A 17322-nucleotide genomic window follows, 5' to 3' on the forward strand; every position below is an offset into this window, starting at 1 on the left:
GACATAACATTCGTTTAAAAAATGCGTTTTAAAGGTAAATATATGTCTGAACATAAGACTCCAGAAGCTCAGACGATGGGCTTTCAAGCAGAAGTCAAACAACTGCTGCATTTAATGATTCACTCTTTGTACTCTAACAAAGAGATTTTTTTGCGTGAGTTAGTCTCTAACGCTGCAGACGCTTGCGATAAATTACGCTTTTTGGCCATCAAAAACCCCGAGCTTATGGCCAGCGATAATGATTTGCTTATTCGTGTCAGCTTTGACGCCCAGGCGCGTACGATTACGATCGATGATAATGGCATTGGTATGACTTACCAAGAAGTCATTGACAATATTGGCACCATCGCTAAATCTGGCACCAAAGAGTTCTTCTCTAAACTCAGTGGTGATCAGCAAAAAGACGCCCAATTAATCGGTCAGTTCGGGGTTGGCTTTTATTCTTCATTTATTGTGGCCGATAACGTCGTTGTACAAACGCGTCACGCCAGTGCTGCACAAGACGAGGGCGTCGAATGGCAGTCAGCAGGCGAGGGTGAATTTAGTATCCGTCCAATTAATAAAGCGCAACGTGGCACCACGATTATTTTGCACTTGCGAGAGGGTGAGGATGAGTTACTGAACGATTGGCGCTTGCGCTCGATTCTGCGTCGTTACTCTGACCATATCTCTTTGCCTGTACAAATGCCTAAGGTGACCGAAACGTCCGATGGCGAAGAACAAGACGTCAAAGACGTGACACCTGAATGGGAGACTATTAACCAAGCCAGCGCTTTATGGACGCGCAATAAGGCCGATATCAGTGACGAACAGTATATAGAATTCTATAAACATATCAGTCACGATTATGAGGATCCTTTATGCTGGACTCATAACCGAGTCGAGGGTACGAGCGAGTACACGCAATTACTCTTTATTCCTAAGCATCCACCATTTGATATGTACGATGCGCATGCTAAGCATGGTGTTCAGCTCTACGTCAAACGCGTCTTTATTATGGATGATGCTGAGCAACTTATGCCGAATTACCTGCGTTTTGTCAAAGGTGTGATTGATTCTGCAGATCTACCGCTTAACGTGTCGCGTGAGATCCTACAAGAAAGTCGTGATGTTCGTAACATCAAAGAAGGCAGTACTAAACGCGTCTTAAGCATGCTCGAGGACTTAGCCAACAATAAACCTGAGGACTATAAAGTATTCTGGACGCAATTTGGTCAAGTGTTTAAAGAAGGATTAGGCGAAGACCAAAGAAATCAACAACGGGTCGCCAAATTAGCACGCTTTGCTTCTACGCATAATGACACGGCCCAACAAGAAGTCAGTCTCGAGGATTATGTGTCTCGCATGAAAGAAGGCCAAGACAAGATTTATTATGTGGCGGCTGACTCCTTTGGTGCTGCGCAAAGTAGTCCACATCTAGAAATCTTCCGCAAAAAAGGCATCGAGGTGCTCTTGCTATCTGATCGTGTTGACGAATGGGCGCTCGCCTATTGGCAGGAGTTTGATGGTAAACCTTTAGTATCAATTTCCAAAGGCGCTCTCGACTTAGATCAACTCGCCGATGCCCAAGAAAAAGAGCAGCAAGAGAAAATCAGCGAAGAGGCTAAACCTTTGCTTGAGCGTTTGCAAAAACAACTGGCGGATAAAGTAAAAGAGGTTCGTGTCACCTTGCGATTAGTCGATTCTCCAGCCTGCGTTGTTGTGGGTGAGCATGAATTAAGTCCGCATTTATTGCGTATGTTAAAGGCTGCCGGTCAAGAAACCCCTGAACTTAAACCGGTGTTGGAAATCAATCCAGAGCATGCCATCATCAAGCAAATGCAAGCAAGCTCAGATGAGGATTTTGCAGACTGGGCCGAGGTTATTTTGGACCAAGCCTTATTGGCCGAAGGCGCCAATTTAGAAAATCCAGCCGAGTTCGTCAAAAAAATGAATCGTTTATTGTTAAATAGCCACAAATAAACCTCATTTCAAGGTCACAAAAAACCCCAAGCATGAACAACGCTTGGGGTTTTTTTGTGCGCTGCATCGCAGACACGCTTACATAGTGAAATTATCACCCAAATAAACTTGTCGTACTCTGTCATTATTAATAATTTCTGAGGGTAGACCATTGGCGATGACCTTACCCTCACCAATAATGTAGGCATGATCACAAATCCCCAAGGTCTCTCGTACATTGTGATCGGTAATCAACACCCCAATTTGACGTTCCTTGAGAAAGGTAATAATCCGTTGAATCTCAATCACGGCGATGGGATCGACCCCCGCAAAAGGCTCATCAAGCAGAATAAAGCGCGGGGAAGTCGCTAAGGCGCGCGCAATTTCGACGCGGCGACGCTCACCACCAGATAATGAAAGAGCAGGATTCTTGCGGATATGTTGGATTTGTAAATCATCCAATAAGCGCTCAAGACGCTCATGAATATCGGCCTTGCTGATGGGTTTACCCGTGTTGCGATGCACCTGCAACTCGAGCACAGCCTGGATATTTTCTTCAACAGTGAGACGGCGAAAGACAGAAGCGTCTTGTGGAAGATAAGAAAGACCGATGCGAGCTCTTTTGTGGATGGGTAAGCCAGCGATATCTTGTCCATCGATTTCAATCCGTCCAAAATCAGCAGGCACCAAGCCAACAATCATATAGAAACTTGTGGTTTTGCCAGCACCATTGGGACCCAATAAACCGACGACTTCTCCACTTCTGACGGTGAGAGAGACATCATGCACGACCGTGCGTTTACCGTAGGTTTTTTGTAAACCCGTCACCTCCAGGACGCCCTGCTTTGGATTCGTATTCAAAACTGTATTTTGCTGGTAACGATTCATAATTATTGCTGTGTTTGGATGGTGGTCGGCATTGGTTTATTGTGATATTTGCGACGACATTCTTCGGTTAATTGCTTGATACGATCATTTGGTAGCACCAAAGAACGGACACGTTGGCCCGCCTGTTTGCTGTCTGCTACGGCGCGATAGGTGCCCTTGTCGCTGTTGTAGATGACTTCGTGGCCTCGTACATTATCGACGGCCCGTCCACATACAAAACGTGTAACCACGGCTTGATCTCTAAGCCTAAACACCTCACCCTCACCTTCGTAGAGGCCGACCTTGCCTTGACCCTTAATGGTCGTATATTTCTCAGGTTGCTCTTGTAGAATATGGATAAAGTCTGAGCCCTTGTTCATGGTGGCTTTGCCGTGTTTGGTGCCTTGTTTGTCCTCGCTGACTTCTAACTTATCGGCATTTAAGCGCATCAAGCCACGGGTCAAAATCACATTGCCACTAAAGACGCTGGTCTTGCTATTGTCATCGTAATCTAACGTATCTGATAACACTAAGGTTTCGTTAGCGGCGTCGGCATCGGCGCTAGCTTTTTGGGGGGCTGGGGTGGCGCTTTGACTTTGTGCGGCACAAAGGCTGCTAACACCCATACCAAGGACGATAACGCTTAGCGCGCTGACTAAAGAGCTGGATTTCATGATAGTGCTTTCTCTGACGTAGTGAGTGTTCTAGAAGTATAGCCTACTAAAGCAATAGAGCGTTGCCAGCGAGCTCCACCTGCATGACTAAGCGTTCTGGTGGCTTTAGAGGGGGCTGTGTTTTTTGGACCCTGATTAAATGATTGAGGGGCAGCCGAGGGAGTGACAGGCGAGCCATCCAATTTACGAGGCACACGTGTGTCGGATGGATTGGCAGGCTTATTCTTTTGCTTGTCATGACCGCGATTGAGGTCGTCATCATTTAAGTTCACATTGGAATTGTTGATGACTTTAAGCTTACGGGTTTGATTATTGTAGATAATGCCATTGCCCTTTAGGGTGGACTTATCCTGCACCACCGTCGTAGGAATATTGCTTTTGACAATATCATCGTGCGGATAAATGAATAGCTCTTCGCTATAAATATCCAATTGTTTGTCCTTGCCATAGGGAAATCGCTTAAGGTGGGCGTTACCTACTAATTGGATCGTATTACCATCATCGAGCATTTTGGCAAAATCCGCCGTACCCGTCATCCTTGGTTGATTGGTTTTTTGGCTGACGCTTTTTGCGTTATCAATTTCGTAAGTGTTGTCATCGGTGTAATACCGAAAACGTTCACCGTCCAAGCGATTTTCTGGGATACCTTTATCGTCTGAGGTGACCATCACAAACGGCCCCGAAACCGAAGAAGGTTTATGTTCTTTGCTGGCTTGCGGATCCGTAGGAATGGCGTTCTCGGCATAATCAGCCGCCCATTTGGTGGTGATAACAAGCACCACCAAGATAAAAATCGCGACGAATGCGGGGATACGGTCTTTCATGCTTATTGGATAGCGTGTTGGGTCGGCAGTTGATGTTTTTGCGTCAGGACTGCACCGAGCAAGCCTTTAGCGGCCAAAACCATGTCACAAAATTCACGTACCGCACCATTACCACCAGATTGCTGTGTGACCCAGTGGGCGGCTTGTTGAATATAGTTAGGCGCGTTGGGTACTGCAATGGCCAGTCCCGCCGTTTGCATGGCGCTTAGATCAATAATATCGTCACCCATAAAAGCAATATGGGCTAAGTCGATATTGAGCTCGTCTGCAAGTTCAAGCAGCGCTTGTTTTTTGTTGTTGCAGCCCTGTTTGACAATGGCGATACCTAGTTCGGCGGCCCGTCGTGTCAAGATTGCGCTTGAGCGGCCGGTAATAAAGGCAACTTTAACGCCATGCGTTTCGAGTAGACGTAAACCGTGACCATCTAGGACATTAAAACGTTTGAGATGCTCGCCATTTTCGGTGAACCAAAGACCACCATCCGTGAGAATACCATCGACATCAAACACGGCGAGTTGCACGACTTTACTCAGGTCGATGACTTTTTCAGGGACTTTGGCCAGAATCATTGATTCGGCGGGGTGGGGAATATGAAAAGTTGGCATGATGGTTAGATTACTTTTGCGGCCATTAAATCGTGCATATGAAGCGCACCGACTAAATGTTGTTGTTGATCAATGACTAATAAATTACTGAGCTTATGGCGTTCCATGACGCCAGCCGCTTCTATGGCCAAGGCATCGGCTCGAATGGTGCGTGGTTGACTGGTCATCACATCGGCGACTTGGTAGTGACGGATATCGCCTTTTTTTTCTATGAGGCGACGTAAGTCACCATCCGTAAACACACCAGCGAGTTCTTGGGACGGACCCAACACTGCCGTCATGCCCATACCCTTGCTAGAGATCTCATTGAGGACTTCGGGCATGTAGGCTTGTGTACTCACCTTAGGAATCGCCTCGTTGACGCGCATAATATCTTTAACATAGGTGAGTAGGCGTCGACCCAGCGCTCCGCCTGGATGTGAGCGGGCAAAATCATTGGCCGTGAAATTACGGGCTTGCAAACAAGCAATGGCCAAGGCATCGCCGAGAGCTAACGCCACTGTAGTGCTAGTTGTTGGCGCTAAATTCAGCGGACAAGCTTCGTGTTCTATTGAGCCGTCCAAAAACACATCGGCGAGTTGCGCTAGATCCGAATGGGCGTTGCCACACAGGGCGATAATGGGCGCACCTAAGCGCCGTACTACGGGAAGGACCACGGCTAATTCATTACTTTGGCCCGAATACGAAATCGCTAAGACCACATCTTTGGCGGTAATCATGCCCAAATCACCATGGACGGCTTCGGCCGAGTGAATAAAAACTGCCGGTGTACCAGTGGAAGCCAGGGTAGCGGCAATCTTGCGGCCTATATGACCAGATTTACCGAGTCCCGTCACCACCACACGACCTTGACACGCCAATAAAAGCTGGACTGTCTTGACAAAAGACTGATCCAGATGTTTGGCCGTGCGCATGAGTGCCTGCGCTTCCTGCTGCAGGGTAGCACGGGCACTGGCGAGCACCTGGGCAGCGTCAAGCTCTCCATCGGTGGCGTTGGACAACTGCTCGGGGCTCAAAGAAGGCGTTGGCTCTGAATTTTTCATGTCGTAATTATACTGTACTACTTGAGCAATAAGGCGCGCTTTCTATGCGTTCACTAAATAGCTGTACTATTTTATAGGGCTTTTGTGGCGATTTCATTTAGCTTACATTTTTTATCTATACAATAGGCGCTGCAGATAAAAAGCCACAAGCAGTGTTACAAATCCCAGGAAAGTTACCGATGGCTTTTATCATCAATTTCATAGGGTTAAAATAAGGTTTTATAGGAATCATATGGATAAGCAATGCGATAATTTCACGGATCCTCTAGCGCGTGTGGTCAACGCCATCCGTAGTGTGCCAGACTGGCCTGAGCCTGGGGTGACCTTTAGAGACATCACGCCCGTGCTTCAAGATCCAGTGACCTTTCGATCACTGATCGATATTATGGTGTATCGCTATATGCGGCGCCGCATCGACTTGATCGCGGGCATTGATGCGCGTGGCTTTATTGTGGGTAGTGTCTTGGCGTATGAGCTTAATTTAGGCTTTGTCCCTGTACGCAAAAAGGGTAAATTGCCTTATGCCACCGTGAGCGAAGAATATACCCTCGAATACGGCCATTCAGAGGTCGAGATGCACGTCGATGCCGTCAGACCTGGTCAGCGCGTGTTGCTCATCGATGATTTAATCGCCACCGGCGGTACCATGTCTGCCGCGAACCGCCTTTTACAACGATTAGGGGCCAATGTGGTTGAAGCCGCCTGTATTATTGATCTGGTCGATCTTGGCGGCTCCAAACTACTACGTGACCAAGACGTCAATGTTTTTTCTGTGTGCCAATACTAAAAACGAAAACGCTAAAAACGAGTACTTAGCTGCTGAGGCCATGGTCGCTATATAGTCTCTATAGCGCCCCTATGTCGTCCTTATGTTGGTCTGAGGGGCACCTTAAGGACGTAAGTCTTGCAGGGCTTGCGTTTTTTGACCTCGTTCCTTTAGGCGCGTTGTTTGTGAGTACCGTTAATCTAAAAACCAGCGATAAGCAGGGTTGCCTGTTTCTTCTTGGTGCGGATAGCCGATTTTGTTGAGAAAGTCATCAAATAAGGCATTATCAGTGCTTGGTACCTGTATACCCACGAGGACGCGGCCGAAGTCACCACCACTATTACGATAATGGAAAAGACTGATATTCCAGCCGGGGCTCATCTGATTTAAGAAATTCGAAAGGGCACCGGGTTTTTCAGGAAAAACAAAACTCAATAAGCGCTCGTCTTGGGCAATTTCGCAGTGGCCGCCGACCATATAACGTAAATGCGTTTTGGCAAGATCATTGTCACTTAGATCATGCACGGTAAATTTGTGTTTTTCGATATTGGCAATGAGTTTTTGGATTTCTGTGGTTTCTTTGATTTGCACACCCACAAAAATATGCGCGATATCGGGTTCACTCATGCGGTAATTAAATTCTGTAACCTGACGCTTACCGAGAGCTTGACAGAGTTTTTTGAAAGAACCCTTACGCTCGGGCATGCTAACCGCAAAAATCGCTTCTTTTTCTTCGCCGACATCGGCCCTTTCTGCCACAAAGCGTAAGCGATCAAAATTCATATTGGCGCCGCTGGCAATGGCGACCACGGTTTTGTTTTTGGCTTGGTGAGTTTGCAAATACTTTTTGCTGCCCGCTATGGCTAAGGCGCCCGAAGGTTCAAGCACACTACGAGTGTCTTGGAACACATCCTTGATAGCGGCACAGATCTCATCGGTATTAACCGTAACGTAATCATCGACGTATTGCTTGGCAAGCCGTAGCGTTTCTTTACCGACTTGCTTGACCGCCGTACCATCAGAAAATAATCCCACATGGCTAAGATTGAGTCGCTTGCCCTTCTGAATACTCTGGATCATGGCACAGGAGTCTTCGGATTGCACACCAATGATTTTTATTTCGGGGCGAAGCGCTTTGACATAGGCGGCGACGCCTGCAATCAAACCACCGCCGCCAATCGGTACAAAAATCGCGTCTAAGTCATCGGCTTGTTCGCTAAGGATCTCCATACCCACAGTGCCCTGACCTGCGATAACATCCGGGTCATCGAAGGGGTGCACAAAGGTGAGACCTTGTGCTTTTTGTAATTCCAGCGAATGTTCGTACGCATCGCTATAGCTTTCGCCAAATAACACCGCTTCACCACCTAGGCGCTTAACGGCATTGACTTTGACCTCTGGGGTCGAAATAGGCATTACAATGACGGCGCGGCATTGCAATTGTCGAGCAGAGTAGGCAACACCTTGTGCATGATTACCCGCCGAAGCACAGATGACGCCGCGCTGTCTGGCCGCCTTAGAGAGTTGCGCCATTTTGTTGTAGGCACCGCGGATTTTGAAACTAAACACATCTTGCTCATCTTCGCGCTTAATCAAAATCGTGTTTTGTAGGCGAGCAGACAAGAGACTCGCTTTAATGAGCGGCGTTTTGTGAGCCACGTCGTAAACACGCGAAGTTAAGATGCGTTTGAGATAATCCACGGACATAGAATTAACCTTTTGAGTGAGTATTACAGAAGACTAGCTAAAAAGATTATCACAACTGCCCGTGATTACAAGTGTTGGGACGACCTGTGAATCACAAAAACGAGAAACTATGAATTAGTCCTCGGTTTTTTTGAGCGCTTTATGGGTGTTAGGAAAGATCAGGCTAAACGTACTGCCTTTGTTGACTTCACTTTCGATTTTGAGCTCAATATTATGGCGTAAGGCAATGTACTTGGTAATCGCCAAGCCCAAACCCGTACCACCTGTGGCTCGTGAGCGACTGCGATCGACCCGATAAAAACGCTCGGTGAGGTGGCTGATATGCTTGGCTTTGATACCAATGCCGGTGTCTGTAACACTAAAAACAGGGTGTTTGCCTTTTTTGTAGAGCTTGACCGTAATCGTGCCGCCTTCAGGGGTGTAGTGCACAGCGTTATTGAGTAAGTTACTCATTGCCGAGGCCAATTCAGTAGCTTTGCCGAAGGCGACAATATTGGGTTCGGCCTTGACAATAAAATGGTGTTTGTCCTTAGAAAGTGCTTGAGCCTGATGTAAGGACTTACATAAGATATCGTTGAGACTTACGCCTTTGCCACCCGTCATGGTAGTGGCCTCTAGGGTTGAGAGCGTCAGCAGGTCAGTCACGATCGCCAACATTTGCTGGGCTTGCTCGAGCATGTTTTCTTGGTATTGTTGACGTTTTTCGAGTGAAAGAGACTCTGGCGGCAAGGACTGCAAGGTCTCTAAAAAGCCAATCAGTACCGTCAATGGTGTGCGCAACTCATGAGAGACATTCGCCACAAAATCTTGTTGAATCTTGCGTAGTTTTTCTAGTTGTGTGATGTCGGAGATAAATAGCACAAAACCCGTATTGGCGTAGGGTGTCACTTCAAGTTGCAAGGTACGGTTTTTTTGATTTTCGTAATCAAAGATCAGCGGTTTACTAAAGTTATGGGCGCTAACATACTCAATCACTTCAGGAACACGGATGACATTAAATAAATTATTATCTTTGTCGCTGTCGCTTTGTAAACCCAAAAAATTATAAGCGGCACGGTTGCACCACATGAGGCGATACTCTTCATCTAGGATGATCACGGCTGCTGGCAGCGTATAAGCAGCTCGCATGGAAGTTTTGTTGATATGAATTTGATCCTCGAGTTCCCATGTGCGACGGCGCAGTGCTTTGTAGAGCGGCGTAATAATCAATTCATTTTGACCACAGTCGATGGGCGGAATGTTTTCGGGGTTATGGGTCCAATCCAGCGTCGCCTGAAATTTTTTGCGTTCAATATAGATATACACACAGACACTAATAATAATTAAGCCATACACAACGTAAGCGGGAATCACGTGCTGCAACGCTAATCCCGCTAAACAAATAATTACGACTAATGCCAAAAGGGTAGTACTCTTCATACCTTAAGTAGTTGCTGATTGGTTAAAACGATATCCGGACCCACGCACGGTTTCGAGTAAAACATCATGGCCTGAAACCTTGAGGGCTTTACGTAGACGTCTGATATGAACATCGATAGTGCGTTCTTCGATAAATACATGATCGCCCCAAATTTGGTCCAGTAATTGGCTACGGCTATATACTCGATCTGGATGCGTCATGAAAAAATGCAGTAAACGATATTCTGTAGGACCCAAGGTGATGGCTTCGTCATGACCACTCACTTTGTGCTGTTTGGGATCCAATAATAAACCATTAATATTGATGCTATCGTCTGTCAGTTGCGGCGCCAAGCGTCGCAGTAAGGCCTTAATACGCATCTGTAATTCTTTGATGGAAAAAGGCTTGGTGAGGTAATCATCGGCACCGCTTTCAAAACCATCTACTTTGTCTTCTTCAGTGCTCTTAGCTGTGAGCATAATTATGGGGATATGGCGTGTGCGCGAATCATTTCGCAATTGGCGCGCAAAACTGACACCAGACATGCCAGGTAGCATCCAATCGAGTAATACTAAATCGGGTAATTGATGATTAATGAGTTTCTTGGCTTGAGAAGCATTATAGGCTTGTAGAACCTGATGACCACTATGCTCCAAATTGACTTTGATGAGTTCTTGGATTGCGGGTTCATCTTCTACAATAAGGATTGTACTAGACATAAATAGAGTAAAATAAATTAATTATGAATATGCTTAGCTAGATAAGCTTGGCATGAAGCAATGAAGCAATCCTGTAAGACAATTCAAGTCTACAGATTATAAATTAGCCTGATGTCAGTTATATGACAACCACGGATCGACTTATGGACGTACACGACAAAAATACCTCAGCTACCTCTTCAGAGACTTCTTCTCAACATTCTACTACAGCCAACGACCATTCCAGCACCACTCATTTCGGTTTTAGTACAGTCGCTGAGTCCGAAAAAGCCAATAAAGTCGCAGGCGTATTTCACTCCGTAGCGGCTAATTACGACATCATGAATGATTTAATGTCAGGTGGTCTACACCGTCTCTGGAAGGTCTTTACCATCAATAAGGCGCGACTTAAACCTGGCCAAAAAGTTCTCGATATTGCCAGTGGTACGGGCGACCTCATTATTCCTATGTCCAAAAAAGTCGGCCCTTCCGGCGAAGTCTGGCACACGGATATTAATTCATCCATGTTAAGCGTAGGCAGAGATCGCTTGTTGAATCAAGGCATTTTTGTTCCTTCTGTGGTCTGTGATGCCGAGCACTTGCCTTTTCCCGATGATTACTTCAATTTAGTCACGGTGGCGTTTGGACTGCGCAATATGACGCACAAAGACGCCGCCATTGCTGAAATGTATCGGGTTTTGAAGCCCGGCGGTCGACTCTTGATTCTCGAATTCTCCAAAGTCTATAAACCGTTGAGCAAGTTATACGATATTTACTCCTTTAATGTACTGCCATTTTTGGGTAAACACGTCGCCAAAGATGCCGAGAGTTATCAATATCTCGCCGAATCTATTCGTATGCACCCCGACCAAGAAACCTTGGCCAATATGATGCGTCAAGTCGGTTTTGACCGTGTCAATTACCATAATCTTACGGCGGGCATTGTGGCACTGCACGAAGGCCTCAAAGCATAAGGTAAGCGTGTTATGTTTTCTGCTTTTTTACCGAGTCCCAAACAGCTCGCGGTAGCCGCCTTTAATCGTCTCATACAACAAGAGCCATGGGCGCAGCAACGTATTGCACAACAAGCGCACAAAACCGTGAAGTTTGTGGTGGCCGATAAGTCCCTCTGTTTTAAACTCACCCCAGAAGGCCGCTTGCACTATCTAGACAAGCCCGCAGAGTCACCTACTGCAGCGGTCAATGGCCTGACGCCACAGGCGAATGTGACGGTGACGGTAGCTCGCGAGGATATTCCTAAGTTAGTGCAAAGTTTAAGTCAAGGACCTCAAGGCATGCAAAATGCGGCCGATGTCTTGCATATATCGGGTGAAGCGGGATTGGCGCGCCTAGTTTCTGATTTGGCCACTCATTTAAGACTAGACAAAGAAGTTTTCTTAAGTCAATTTTTGGGGCCTCTACTCACTAAAATCCTGATGGCCAGCACTCACAAAGTCCAACAAACAGGACTTGAGGGAGCTCAACACTTAGCGAGTCACTTAAGTCAAGAGGATCAATGCCTAGTAGACCAGGCCGCGTTTCAGGATTTCAAACAAGACTTGCACACTTTGCAAGACTCCCTCAAACCGCTCGAAGCACAGATCAGAAGGCTTGAGAGACAAGGGTAAGGTATGGTTTTTTTTAGATTTTTTCGGATTGTCTGGGTTTGTCTGCGTTATGGTCTTGATGAGATGCTCATTAGCAGTATTCAGCGCCCGATCACTAAATCCATCCTCAAATTCATCCATAAATTTAGAACCTTTGAGGCGCCGCGGGGTCAGCGTCTACGCCTAGCCCTAGAGAATCTAGGGCCTATTTATATTAAATTTGGGCAGGTCTTATCTACTCGACCCGATATTGTGCCCGAGGATATCTGTCGTGAGCTAACCGCCTTACAGGATCGGGTGCCTCCGTTTGATCCAGCAGTGGCCATAGGCATTGTCGAAAAGGAATTCGGCCGTCCCATTGGGCAACTCTACAAAGAATTTATTCCCCAGCCTGTGGCTTCCGCCTCGGTGGCACAGGTTCATCAAGCTTATTTGCATGACGGTCGCAAGGTGGCCGTCAAAATTCTTCGACCACGACTCATTAAAACCATTGAAAGTGATTTGGCCTTAATGCGTACCTGGGCCTCATTGGTGCATTGGCTTTTACCAGATGGCAAGCGTTTGCGCCCCAAAGAAGTGGTGGCTGAATTCGATAAGTATTTGCATGATGAATTAGATCTACAAATCGAAGCTGCCAATTGCAGTCAGCTACGTCGCAATTTTGACACCAAAGAGCGACGTCACCTCATCAAAGTTCCTGAGGCACACTGGGAATTGACCTCCAAAAATGTCTTCACCATGGAATGGTTAGAGGGGGTGCAGAGTAGTCATGTCGCCGAACTCCGGGCCAAGGGAGTGGATTTGAGTCTGCTAGCGCAGCGGGGGGTCGAAATCTTCTTTACTCAGGTCTTCGAAGACGGTTTCTTCCATGCTGACATGCATCCAGGTAATATTTGGGTGTCCACAGAGCCGGGTAGTGTAGGCCGCTATATCGCTTTAGATTTTGGGATTGTCGGTTCCTTGTCGGAATTTGACAAAAACTACCTGGCTCAAAACTTTTTAGCTTTCTTCCGTCGCGATTATCACCGCGTCGCACAATTGCATATTGAGTCGGGTTGGGTGCCCCCTAACACCCGCGAGGAAGAGCTTGAAGCCGCTGTACGCGCCGTTTGTGAACCTTGTTTTGATCGACCGCTCTCAGAAATTTCTTTGGGCCAAGTGCTAATGCGCTTATTCCAAACGTCGCGCCGTTTTAACGTAGAGATTCAACCACAACTCGTCTTACTGCAAAAGACCTTGCTCAATATTGAGGGTATGGGGCGTGAGCTCGACCCTGAGCTCGATTTGTGGAGCACGGCCAAACCTTTTCTAGAACGCTGGATGTGGCAACGGATTGGCCCGCAAGGTTTTGTTGATAAGGTTCGCAAAGAGGCTATTCATTGGTCACAATGGTTACCCGAATTGCCGCGCCTGACTCATGAAGCCCTTAGTCACCAGGAAAATCTAGTGCAAATTAAGGAGCAATTGCAGCAACTTAACAAAAACCACAAAAAACAGCGTCGCTGGTTGGCACTATTAGCTATTGCCAATATTGGCTTATTAGCTACGCTATGGTATTTATACAAACACTTTCTAGGGTAGGGCTTCCGGTATGGCCAAGATTCTTTTTGAACAAAAAATCAAAACGCCTGAGCAATGCCTGCAGATGATTGCTAAGCAGCAATTACCTAGACCAGTCGTTTTTACCAATGGGGTGTTTGATATTTTGCATAGAGGCCATGTGAGCTATTTAGATCAAGCATCACAGCTGGGCGCTTGTTTAATTGTGGCGGTCAATAGCGATGACTCAGTGCGTCGATTGGGCAAAGGTCCAGATCGTCCGCTCAACTGTTTGGCAGATCGCATGGCACTCTTGGCAGCGCTAGCCTCGGTCACTGCAGTAACTAGGTTTGCAGAGGATACACCGTTGGCATTGATCGAGTACCTTAAGCCTGATATTTTGGTGAAAGGCGGTGATTATGATATGCGCAAACTACCAGAAACGGCCGCTATAGAAAGTTGGGGCGGCAGGGCCGTCGCTATCGATTTTGAATTCCAACGCTCGACTACCGCCCTCGTTAAAAAAATCAGATCATAAAAAAACCAGTGCTTAATGCACTGGTTTTTTGTGAGGCTAGAACTTAAAGTGAGAAATGGACTCGCCTTTAAGGAAAGGAATATCCGTCTCAAAAAAGCTTTCGACATCAAATTGTGCGGGTGATTTACGAGTGATGCGATAGAGCGTCATCAGTTGTGGTTCACCAACAATAATTAACATACGACCGCCTTCGGCCAATTGGTATTTAAGGGAGTCTGGAATGCTTTTGACAGCGCCGGTGACGGCGATGGCGTCGTATTCAGCGTTGCCCCAGCCAGCGTGACCATCACCAATCTCAATTTTGACGTTATTAATACCTGCCTGTGCCAAATTGGCTTTGGCTTGCGCAGCAATCGCAGAATTGATTTCGACAGAGGTGACGTGATCGGCTAAACGACTCAGCACGGCCGCCTGAAAGCCACTGCCGGTACCAATTTCAAGCACGCTATCGCTCGGTTTGAGTTGTAATTTCTCGGCGATATGAGCTTCTAGAATAGGGCTCAGCATAGTTTCGGTGGTTTTTTGGTCTTTGACAACAATAGGGAGAGTCATGTCAGAGTAGGCTAAGTTTTTGTACTCTGGCGCTACAAATAAATCACGCTCTAGGGTGTGAAACGTCTCGACCACTCGGTCGTTGAGGACACCGCTAGGACGCAAAGATTGCTCCACCATATTGAAACGAAACTGCTCAAGCGTCATTTCATTGGCTGAAAGTGGACGACCGGTAAATTGGGGTGCTGTATTCATAAGAAACCTTGTGAGTTTAGCTAGCGTGCACCTTGCGCTGGCAAGCTAAGCGAGTGCTCAGCCCGATAATGCGCTCTTGTAATTAACGTTTAGTTAAGTAAGTGCCGCTCAAAAATAGAGATGTCCAATATTTTACTATTTTTTGGGCGCTTGATGTCATGAAAGGGACTACCACCACTGCCAGAAGTGCTGCAATGGGCCGTGACCGTGACCGACTTGCAGGCGATCAGCCTGAGTAATCGCCTCATGGACATAATGTTTGGCTTTCTGGACCGCCTCTGGTACAGTAGCGGCGCGAGGCAGTAAAGCGCATATAGCAGATGAATACGTGCATCCCGTGCCATGCGTGTTTTTGGTGTGTAGCCGCTGGCCTGGATATTCAAGCATTTGATCACCATTAAACAGTAAATCCATCGTTTCATTACCACTTAGGTGGCCCCCTTTGAGTAGCACCCAACGTTCATCGGTCTGCTTAAAAAGCTTATGCAATTTTTCGGCGCAAACGTACATCTCTTTGATGTTGTCGGGCGCGCGTTGCTTTAGTAATTGACCCGCTTCAGGCAGATTAGGGGTGATCATTAAGCTGAGTGGCAACAAGGCTTCTTTGAGGGTGTGTACGGCCACTTGTTCGAGTAACGAGTCGCCGCTCTTGGCCACCATGACTGGATCCAAAATGATATTGCGTGTTTGTCTTTGATGAAGAACCTGCGCGACGACCTCGATGACCTTGGCTTGTCCCAACATGCCTATTTTGGTGGCATCAATGCGGACATCATCAAATAAAGTCTTTAATTGTTGCTCTACAAAGGAGGGATCAACGGGCAGAACTTGTGTCACACTTTGGGTGTTTTGCGCCGTCAATCCAGCGACAACGGCGCAAGCATAAGCCCCGAGTGCGCTCATGGTCTTGACGTCTGCCAAAATACCCGCGCCGCCAGAGGGATCGACGCCGGCTATGCTTAGGGTATTGGGAATGTAGTCAGACTTTGCTTGACTGGTGGCAGGGTTTTGCATAAGGTCTCCCTATAGGACAAATCAGTAACATGAATAATTTTAAGTTTACCTGAAAAGCTTTGTAGGACAATCGAGTGAGTCCTTAAATTAGCGATATCCCCTGCTGTACAGTGGTTTTTGCTGAATAAAAAAATGCTTTAACGGTTATTCACGCTGTCAAAAAATTTCACATAGGTCTAGTAATAATCAAAAATGCTTATGCTAGAATTTTAGGAGAGACTTGCTTAGTTTTGAGGTCTTAGTCTTATTTTAGAGATCACAAAATTGCGCTGGAGCCCCTCACTGACCCCTTTATTCACCGCCAGTAGAACATCATGTCAGAAGAACTACTCAACTACAATTCCACCGAAGAAATCATTCAAATTATCTGTAATATTTTTGATGAAATTCCCGATATCCAAACGCGCGAGCGAATTTTACACGAGGTGCTTAGCAATCTAACCGTCTCAGAAAGAAGTGGTGTCTATAAGCGCCTCAAAAATGAATACACGGCTTTGGATATGAGTGCTGCCTACACGGCTGAGCAAGAGGGGGCGATTCGTGACGACTGGCGAGAGTCGGGTAAGTATCCTTATCGATACAAAATGTCCACCAAAGTCTACGAGCAACAGAAATTTGCCCTACAAGTGGAGTTACTCAAGCTACAAGCTTGGGTTCGTGAAAAGGGTAAACGCGTGGTGGTGCTTTTTGAGGGGCGAGATGCCGCCGGTAAGGGCGGTACGATTAAGCGTTTTATGGAGCATTTAAACCCCCGTAGTGCGCGCGTGGTGGCCCTCGAGAAACCGACTGAAGCAGAGGCGGGCCAATGGTATTTTCAACGTTACATCGAGCACTTGCCGACAGCGGGAGAGATTGTGTTGTTTGACCGTTCCTGGTACAACCGAGCAGGTGTCGAGCGCGTCATGGGTTTTTGTACCGATGCCCAATACGAAGAATTTATGTATCAGGTGCCTGAATTTGAACGTATGCTGGTGCGCGATGGCATTACCTTGATTAAATTTTGGTTCTCAGTCAGTCGTGAGGAGCAGGACAAACGTTTTAAATCCCGCGAAAACCATCCCCTCAAACGTTGGAAACTCTCACCTATCGACAAAGAATCCCAAAATAAATGGGACGAATATACCGAAGCCAAAGAAGCCATGTTTTATCGTACTGATACCGCTGATTCTCCTTGGATTGTGGTCAAATCCGATGACAAAAAACGCGCACGGCTCAATGCTATTCGTTATGTGCTTTTCAATGTCGATTATGATAATCGTGACACTAAGGCCATTGGTAAACTTGATCCTCTTATTATTGGTCGCTCCAATCTCGTGTATGAGCATAGTGAGCGCGCCAAAAAATCCTAAGCTT

The 17322-nt window shown here is 46.7% G+C and carries 17 protein-coding genes; 7 read left to right on the forward strand and 10 right to left on the reverse strand.

Annotated features, from left to right (window positions below; translation table 11 throughout):
- The first annotated feature begins 42 nt into the window (after positions 1-42).
- Complete coding sequence (gene htpG / locus Q335_RS0104860) at positions 43-1962, forward strand: molecular chaperone HtpG (protein ID WP_028357669.1); 1920 nt, start codon at positions 43-45, stop codon at positions 1960-1962.
- A gap of 78 nt (positions 1963-2040) precedes the next feature.
- On the opposite strand, the gene lptB is transcribed toward htpG, so the two are convergent.
- The 5 genes from lptB to Q335_RS0104885 are packed head-to-tail and all read right to left on the reverse strand — an operon-like array spanning position 2041 to position 5954.
- Positions 2041-2829, reverse strand: coding sequence for an LPS export ABC transporter ATP-binding protein (gene lptB / locus Q335_RS0104865; RefSeq protein ID WP_038369406.1), 789 nt, complete (start codon positions 2827-2829; stop codon positions 2041-2043).
- A gap of 2 nt (positions 2830-2831) precedes the next feature.
- Positions 2832-3482 (reverse strand): lipopolysaccharide transport periplasmic protein LptA, encoded by a 651-nt coding sequence (gene lptA, locus Q335_RS09325; protein ID WP_028357671.1) that lies wholly within the window; start codon positions 3480-3482, stop codon positions 2832-2834.
- Complete coding sequence (lptC, locus tag Q335_RS09330; RefSeq protein ID WP_051532305.1) at positions 3479-4306, reverse strand: LPS export ABC transporter periplasmic protein LptC; 828 nt, start codon at positions 4304-4306, stop codon at positions 3479-3481. The genes lptA and lptC overlap by 4 nt, the downstream gene beginning before the upstream one ends.
- Positions 4307-4308: 2 nt before the next feature.
- The gene (locus tag Q335_RS0104880) at positions 4309-4911 is read right to left on the reverse strand and encodes a KdsC family phosphatase (RefSeq protein ID WP_028357672.1); all 603 of its coding nucleotides are present in this window, start codon (positions 4909-4911) and stop codon (positions 4309-4311) included.
- A gap of 5 nt (positions 4912-4916) precedes the next feature.
- Positions 4917-5954, reverse strand: a complete 1038-nt coding sequence (locus Q335_RS0104885) for a KpsF/GutQ family sugar-phosphate isomerase (protein ID WP_084493546.1) — start codon at positions 5952-5954, stop codon at positions 4917-4919.
- 232 nt (positions 5955-6186) lie between these two features.
- Between Q335_RS0104885 and Q335_RS0104890 the strand changes: the two genes are divergently transcribed.
- Positions 6187-6741 (forward strand): adenine phosphoribosyltransferase, encoded by a 555-nt coding sequence (locus Q335_RS0104890; RefSeq protein ID WP_051532306.1) that lies wholly within the window; start codon positions 6187-6189, stop codon positions 6739-6741.
- 174 nt (positions 6742-6915) lie between these two features.
- Here the strand turns inward: Q335_RS0104890 and ilvA are convergent, their stop codons facing one another.
- From ilvA to phoB, 3 genes are all read right to left on the reverse strand, one after another.
- Positions 6916-8427 carry a threonine ammonia-lyase, biosynthetic gene (ilvA, locus tag Q335_RS0104895; RefSeq protein ID WP_028357675.1) on the reverse strand — a complete coding sequence of 504 codons (1512 nt, stop codon included), beginning with the start codon at positions 8425-8427 and terminating at the stop codon, positions 6916-6918.
- Positions 8428-8541: 114 nt separating this feature from the next.
- Complete coding sequence (gene phoR / locus Q335_RS0104900) at positions 8542-9846, reverse strand: phosphate regulon sensor histidine kinase PhoR (protein WP_028357676.1); 1305 nt, start codon at positions 9844-9846, stop codon at positions 8542-8544.
- 3 nt (positions 9847-9849) lie between these two features.
- A complete protein-coding gene (gene phoB / locus Q335_RS0104905; RefSeq protein WP_028357677.1) occupies positions 9850-10545 on the reverse strand; it encodes a phosphate regulon transcriptional regulator PhoB in 696 nt (231 codons plus the stop codon).
- Between the two features lie 143 nt (positions 10546-10688).
- On the opposite strand from phoB, the gene ubiE reads away from it, so the two are divergent.
- The 4 genes from ubiE to rfaE2 all read left to right on the forward strand — a co-directional run bounded on the left by ubiE (position 10689) and on the right by rfaE2 (position 14208).
- The gene (ubiE, locus tag Q335_RS0104910) at positions 10689-11498 is read left to right on the forward strand and encodes a bifunctional demethylmenaquinone methyltransferase/2-methoxy-6-polyprenyl-1,4-benzoquinol methylase UbiE (RefSeq protein ID WP_028357678.1); all 810 of its coding nucleotides are present in this window, start codon (positions 10689-10691) and stop codon (positions 11496-11498) included.
- Between the two features lie 12 nt (positions 11499-11510).
- A complete protein-coding gene (locus tag Q335_RS0104915; protein ID WP_028357679.1) occupies positions 11511-12152 on the forward strand; it encodes an SCP2 sterol-binding domain-containing protein in 642 nt (213 codons plus the stop codon).
- A gap of 3 nt (positions 12153-12155) precedes the next feature.
- The gene (gene ubiB, locus Q335_RS0104920) at positions 12156-13712 is read left to right on the forward strand and encodes a ubiquinone biosynthesis regulatory protein kinase UbiB (protein WP_028357680.1); all 1557 of its coding nucleotides are present in this window, start codon (positions 12156-12158) and stop codon (positions 13710-13712) included.
- Between the two features lie 64 nt (positions 13713-13776).
- Entirely contained in the window at positions 13777-14208 is a 432-nt protein-coding gene (rfaE2, locus tag Q335_RS0104925) for a D-glycero-beta-D-manno-heptose 1-phosphate adenylyltransferase (RefSeq protein ID WP_425393515.1), read from the forward strand.
- Positions 14209-14244: 36 nt separating this feature from the next.
- Here the strand turns inward: rfaE2 and Q335_RS0104930 are convergent, their stop codons facing one another.
- Positions 14245-14955, reverse strand: a complete 711-nt coding sequence (locus Q335_RS0104930) for a protein-L-isoaspartate O-methyltransferase family protein (RefSeq protein ID WP_245588283.1) — start codon at positions 14953-14955, stop codon at positions 14245-14247.
- A gap of 168 nt (positions 14956-15123) precedes the next feature.
- Positions 15124-15969, reverse strand: coding sequence for a bifunctional hydroxymethylpyrimidine kinase/phosphomethylpyrimidine kinase (gene thiD, locus Q335_RS0104935; protein ID WP_028357683.1), 846 nt, complete (start codon positions 15967-15969; stop codon positions 15124-15126).
- A 314-nt stretch (positions 15970-16283) separates the two neighbouring features.
- Here thiD and ppk2 point away from each other — a divergent pair, with 314 nt between their 5' ends.
- Positions 16284-17318 (forward strand): polyphosphate kinase 2, encoded by a 1035-nt coding sequence (gene ppk2, locus Q335_RS09335; protein ID WP_084493547.1) that lies wholly within the window; start codon positions 16284-16286, stop codon positions 17316-17318.
- Positions 17319-17322 lie beyond the last annotated feature (4 nt).

The organism is Brackiella oedipodis DSM 13743, assembly GCF_000621025.1.
GTDB classification, from domain to species: domain Bacteria; phylum Pseudomonadota; class Gammaproteobacteria; order Burkholderiales; family Burkholderiaceae_B; genus Oligella; species Oligella oedipodis.

Excerpts from the sequence above, each read along its gene's own strand:
- htpG (WP_028357669.1), top strand. The coding sequence starts at position 43 with ATGTCTGAACATAAGACTCCAGAAGCTCAGACGATGGGCTTTCAAGCA.
- lptB (WP_038369406.1), bottom strand. The coding sequence starts at position 2,829 with ATGAATCGTTACCAGCAAAATACAGTTTTGAATACGAATCCAAAGCAG.
- lptA (WP_028357671.1), bottom strand. The coding sequence starts at position 3,482 with ATGAAATCCAGCTCTTTAGTCAGCGCGCTAAGCGTTATCGTCCTTGGT.
- lptC (WP_051532305.1), bottom strand. The coding sequence starts at position 4,306 with ATGAAAGACCGTATCCCCGCATTCGTCGCGATTTTTATCTTGGTGGTG.
- Q335_RS0104880 (WP_028357672.1), bottom strand. The coding sequence starts at position 4,911 with ATGCCAACTTTTCATATTCCCCACCCCGCCGAATCAATGATTCTGGCC.
- Q335_RS0104885 (WP_084493546.1), bottom strand. The coding sequence starts at position 5,954 with ATGAAAAATTCAGAGCCAACGCCTTCTTTGAGCCCCGAGCAGTTGTCC.
- Q335_RS0104890 (WP_051532306.1), top strand. The coding sequence starts at position 6,187 with ATGGATAAGCAATGCGATAATTTCACGGATCCTCTAGCGCGTGTGGTC.
- ilvA (WP_028357675.1), bottom strand. The coding sequence starts at position 8,427 with ATGTCCGTGGATTATCTCAAACGCATCTTAACTTCGCGTGTTTACGAC.
- phoR (WP_028357676.1), bottom strand. The coding sequence starts at position 9,846 with ATGAAGAGTACTACCCTTTTGGCATTAGTCGTAATTATTTGTTTAGCG.
- phoB (WP_028357677.1), bottom strand. The coding sequence starts at position 10,545 with ATGTCTAGTACAATCCTTATTGTAGAAGATGAACCCGCAATCCAAGAA.
- ubiE (WP_028357678.1), top strand. The coding sequence starts at position 10,689 with ATGGACGTACACGACAAAAATACCTCAGCTACCTCTTCAGAGACTTCT.
- Q335_RS0104915 (WP_028357679.1), top strand. The coding sequence starts at position 11,511 with ATGTTTTCTGCTTTTTTACCGAGTCCCAAACAGCTCGCGGTAGCCGCC.
- ubiB (WP_028357680.1), top strand. The coding sequence starts at position 12,156 with ATGGTTTTTTTTAGATTTTTTCGGATTGTCTGGGTTTGTCTGCGTTAT.
- rfaE2 (WP_425393515.1), top strand. The coding sequence starts at position 13,777 with ATGATTGCTAAGCAGCAATTACCTAGACCAGTCGTTTTTACCAATGGG.
- Q335_RS0104930 (WP_245588283.1), bottom strand. The coding sequence starts at position 14,955 with ATGAATACAGCACCCCAATTTACCGGTCGTCCACTTTCAGCCAATGAA.
- thiD (WP_028357683.1), bottom strand. The coding sequence starts at position 15,969 with ATGCAAAACCCTGCCACCAGTCAAGCAAAGTCTGACTACATTCCCAAT.
- ppk2 (WP_084493547.1), top strand. The coding sequence starts at position 16,284 with ATGTCAGAAGAACTACTCAACTACAATTCCACCGAAGAAATCATTCAA.